Consider the following 3,476-nt stretch of genomic DNA (forward strand, 5'->3'; position numbering starts at 1 on the left):
GTGGCGTCGGCAGCCGCGGGCTCGGCCACCGGCTCGACCGTCACCTCCGCCACGGGCTCAGCCGCGTCGGCCGCGGGCTCGGCGGGCGTCGCGCGGGGCACGACCTCGACCCGGTTCTCGTCGATCACCGGGTCGGGCGCGGGCCAGTCGCTGGGCGGCGGCTCCGCGTCGGTCTCGGAGTGCGCGCCGCACCCGTGGTCGAGGCTGACGACCTTGCCGTCGTCGGGCGACCACGCGTTCGCGCAGACGCCGAAAACGGTGCCCAGCGCGCCCTGCAGCGGCACGAGGAACCCGCACGACGTGCACGCGGCGGCCGACGCGAGCGAGCCCGCGCTGGTCGGCCCGTGCGCGCCGCGGTACCAGCGGTCGGCGGCCTCGTCGCGACCCTGCGGGGACAGCACGCGGGCGCGGGCGAGGGCGAGCTCGTCGATCGCGACGGAGTCGGTCTCGTCGTCGCCCGTGGGGGTCCAGCCGGGCTCGAGACGGGGGTCGTCGGCGCGGAACGGCAGGACGTCCCCGGGGCCGATGTCGCCGGGGCGCAGCCGCTCGGACCACGGCACCCAGGTCGCCGCGAGGATCGCGTCGTCGCCGGGCAGGAGCTCCGCCTCGCACACCGTGGGCGTGCGGCCGCGCGGGACGCGCGTCACGGTGACGGTCCACTCCCAGCCGGGGTAGCCCTTCGCGGCGCACGCGAAGCGGTGGGAGACCAGGCGCTCGCCCTCGACGACCAGGCCGAGGTACTCGCCGACGTCCGCGGGGTCCTCGGCGATGCCGATCGCGACCTCGCGCGCGAGGTCGACGGCGTTGCCCAGGACGGCGTCCTTCGTCGCGACCGCCATGCTCAGGCCTCGAGGTCGTCGGCGACGCGACGCAGCAGGGTGGCGTACTGGGTGGAGCGCGCCTTCTCGGGGTAACGACCGCGGCGCAGGTCGTTGCCGACCTTGTCGAGCACCTTGATGAGGTCCTCGATGATGACGGCCATGTCGTCGGCGGGCTTGCGCGTCGCCTTCGCGACCGACGGCAGCGGGTCGAGGATCTTCACGGACAGCGCCTGCGGTCCGCGACGTCCGTCGGCGACGCCGAAGTCGACCTTGGTGCCGGGCTTGGGCGAGACGCCCGCGGGCAGCGCGGAGGCGTGCAGGAACACCTCACCGCCGTCGTCGTCGGCGATGAACCCGAAGCCGCGCTCGGTGTCGAACCACTTGACCTTGCCGGTAGGCACGGCGACCCCTGTCCTTCAGATGAGACGTACTGATGAAGACGTACTGACCCTCCAGGCTACCGGCCGGGACGCCCGGGCATCACGTGCGACCCGGTCAGCCCTGCGCGAGCCGGTCGAGCGCGAGGGCCGCGAGCACCGCGGGGCCGGTCACGAGCGCGTCGTCGTCGAACCGGGCCTGCGCGGAGTGGTTGTAGGCGGCGGTGCGCGGGTCGGCACCTCGCGGGGTGGCCCCGACGCCCAGGTAGACGCCGGGCACCTGCTGCAGCACGTAGGAGAAGTCCTCCGCGCCGGGCAGGGGCTGCGCGGCGTCGACCCACGCGTGCTCCCCGAGCATCCCGGTGACGAGCCGGGACGCCCGGTCGACCTCCTCGGCGCGGTTGACGGTCACCGGGTAGCCGCGGCGGTAGTCGACGGTCACGGTGAGGCCGTGCGCGGCGGCGACGCCCTCGCACACGCGGGTGATCCGGTCGGGCACCACGCCGTGCGCGGCCTCCGAGAACGTCCGGACGGTCGCCTCCAGGAGCGCGCTGGACCCGATGACGTTGTCGGTCGTGCCGGCCGTGATGTGCCCGACGGTCACGACCACGGGGTCGAAGACGTCGAACTGGCGCGTCACCATCGACTGCAGCGCGAGGACGATCTCCGCGGCGACGGGCACGGGGTCGGCGGCGAGGTGCGGCATCGACCCGTGGCCGCCGCGGCCGTGCACGGTGACGGCGACGGTGTCGGCGGCCGCGAGCATCGTCCCGGGCCGGGTCGTGACGACCCCGCCGGGGACGAGCGCCGACAGCACGTGCAGCCCGTACGCGGCGACGACGCGCTCCCCCGCGGCGTCGAGGACGCCCTCGTCGATCATGTGCCGCGCGCCGTGGTCGCCCTCCTCGCCGGGCTGGAACATGAGGACGACGGACCCCGCGAGCCGGTCGCGGCGCGCCGCGAGCAGCCGGGCCGCGCCGACGAGACCGGCGGTGTGCAGGTCGTGCCCGCACGCGTGCATGACGCCGGGGTGCTCGGACGTGAACGGCTCGCCCGAGTCCTCGGTGACGGGCAGCGCGTCCATGTCGCCGCGCAGCAGCACCGCGGGCCCGGGCAGGTCGCCGCGCAGGACGGCGACGACGGACGTGAGCCCGTCGCCCGTCGTGACCTCGAGGTCGAGGCCGTCGAGCGCGTCGAGGACGAGCCGCTGCGTCTGGGGCAGGTGCAGGCCGATCTCGGGCACGCGGTGCAGCGCGTGCCGCAGGGCCACGATCTCGGCGTGCTGGGCGCGGGCGTCGGCGAGCAGCGCGACGCGCGCGTCCGCGGGCAGGCCGGGCAGTCCAGGTACGGCGCCCGGTCCGTGCGGGGCGGTCGTGGCATGCGGCGTCGGGTCGGTCACGTGCTGCCTCCGAGGTGCTAGTTCCGGCTCCCGGCACCGTAGCCGCCGTCCCCCGACCGGCCTCCGACCGACCCGCGACCGACCCGCGACCCGCACCGTCCTGCGCACCCGCCACGTATCGTGGGACGGATGGCCACGTTCACGGGGTACCTGCGCGCGTGCGGGGACGACGACCTCGTCGCCCTGCTGCGCCTGCGCCCCGACCTGGCGTCGCCGTCTCCCTCGACGCTGTCGTCCCTCGCGGTCCGCGCGACCAGCCGCGCGAGCCTGGAGCGGGCGCTCGCCGCGGTCGACGCCGGGGTGCTCCAGGTCGTCGAGACCGTCGTCGCGCTCGACGACCCGGGTCCCGTGCGGGCCGCGGACGTGCGCACCGCGATCGCCGGTACGGACGCGCACGCCGGTGCCCGGGTCATGGCGGCGCTCGCCGACGCCCGCGCCCGTGCCCTGGTCCACCCCGAGGTCCCCGACGACGACCGCTCGCCCCTGCACGCCGCGCCGGGCCTGGCCGAGCTCCTCGGCCCGTACCCCGCGGGCCTCGCCCCCGCGGACCACCGGCACGCCGACGGTCGCGTCGACGCACGTCCGGGTGCCGTGACGCTCCCCGAGGACCCCGCCGAGATCCGGGACCTGCTGCACGACGCGCCCGTGGGCGCCCGGCAGGTCGTCGACGCGCTGCTGTGGGGACCGCCGGTCGGCCTCGCGCCGTCGAACGCGACGCCCACGGCGACGGCCGTCCAGTGGCTGCTGCGCCGCGGGCTGCTGGCGCACGGCGACAGCCGGCACGTGGTCCTGCCCCGCCGGGTCGCGCTCGCGCTGCGCGGCGGTCGCACGCACCGGGCGCCCGCGCTGCCGCCGGTCGTCCCCGCGGACGCCCCGCAC

3 protein-coding genes and 1 pseudogene are annotated in these 3,476 nt (G+C 76.5%); 1 reads left to right on the forward strand and 3 read right to left on the reverse strand.

Annotation, left to right across the window (positions count from 1 at the left end):
* From CBZ_RS17990 to CBZ_RS18000, 3 genes are all read right to left on the reverse strand, one after another.
* Positions 1 to 839, reverse strand: an 839-nt coding sequence (locus CBZ_RS17990) for a DUF3027 domain-containing protein (RefSeq protein ID WP_246013523.1), incomplete at its 3' end; no start/stop codon positions are given.
* 2 nt (positions 840 to 841) lie between these two features.
* Positions 842 to 1,222 carry a cold-shock protein gene (locus CBZ_RS17995; RefSeq protein WP_130782845.1) on the reverse strand — a complete coding sequence of 127 codons (381 nt, stop codon included), beginning with the start codon at positions 1,220 to 1,222 and terminating at the stop codon, positions 842 to 844.
* Between the two features lie 94 nt (positions 1,223 to 1,316).
* The gene (locus CBZ_RS18000; protein WP_174768696.1) at positions 1,317 to 2,537 is read right to left on the reverse strand and encodes a M20 metallopeptidase family protein; all 1,221 of its coding nucleotides are present in this window, start codon (positions 2,535 to 2,537) and stop codon (positions 1,317 to 1,319) included.
* Positions 2,538 to 2,726: 189 nt separating this feature from the next.
* On the opposite strand from CBZ_RS18000, the pseudogene CBZ_RS18005 reads away from it, so the two are divergent.
* Positions 2,727 to 3,476 (forward strand): annotated as a pseudogene (locus tag CBZ_RS18005) (helicase-associated domain-containing protein); the annotation flags it as partial.

It is taken from the genome of Cellulomonas biazotea, from assembly GCF_004306155.1.
Taxonomy (GTDB): Bacteria; Actinomycetota; Actinomycetes; order Actinomycetales; family Cellulomonadaceae; genus Cellulomonas; species Cellulomonas biazotea.